The following is a 258-nucleotide window of genomic DNA, read 5'->3' as shown; positions in this document are numbered from 1 at the left end:
AATCAAAACATGCAGAAAAGACAAGCAGTCTTAGACGAAATGCAAAAAAAATACGAGCAGATTACCAAGCAAATGGAGCTTGCCGAGCGGGAAAAGGCAGGCATTGAATCGCAAATGAAGGGCATTCAGGCAAAAATCAAGCAGGAACAAGCTGCGGCCAAAGCATTTGAGAGGAAGCCTTCTGCCGCTGCACATGTTTCTGCAGTTCGGGTAAATAACGGTTCAAAACCAAGCGCGGCGAAAAGCGGTAAGGAGATG

1 pseudogene is annotated in these 258 nt (G+C 46.5%); it reads left to right on the top strand.

Going from position 1 to position 258, the window contains the following annotated elements:
* A pseudogene (locus RYX56_RS23585) lies at nucleotides 1–258 on the top strand (cell wall-binding protein); the annotation flags it as partial.

This window comes from Alkalihalophilus lindianensis (assembly GCF_032843265.1).
In the GTDB taxonomy this organism is placed as follows: Bacteria; Bacillota; Bacilli; order Bacillales; family Bacillaceae_D; genus Alkalihalophilus; species Alkalihalophilus lindianensis.
Note: the sequence above shows the minus strand (reverse complement) of the source record. Positions and strands in the feature narration are given on the sequence as shown.